General features: G+C 53.5%; 1 protein-coding gene. It reads right to left on the reverse strand.

What is annotated here, in order from left to right:
• Positions 1–275 (reverse strand): hypothetical protein (locus tag ACLUXO_RS10395; protein ID WP_412137467.1); only part of this gene is annotated, 275 nt, incomplete at both ends.

Raw genomic sequence — 275 nt, forward strand, 5'->3', positions numbered from 1 at the left:
GCTTGAGGAAACTGATCCGGAACCGCTAGTACTCGTTGAACCAGATTCACTTGGTGAAGTGGATTCGGAGCCGCTGGTGCTCGTTGAACCAGACTCACTTGGTGAAGTGGATTCGGAGCCGCTAGTGCTCGTTGAACCAGACTCACTTGGTGAAGTGGATTCGGAGCCACTTACGCTCGTTGAACCAGATTCACTTGAGGAAACTGATCCGGAACCGCTGGTGCTCGTTGAGCCAGATTCACTTGGTGAAGTGGATTCGGAGCCGCTTGCGCTTG

Origin of the sequence: Lactobacillus delbrueckii subsp. bulgaricus, assembly GCF_046938665.1 — a bacterium.
GTDB lineage: Bacteria > Bacillota > Bacilli > Lactobacillales > Lactobacillaceae > Lactobacillus > Lactobacillus delbrueckii_C.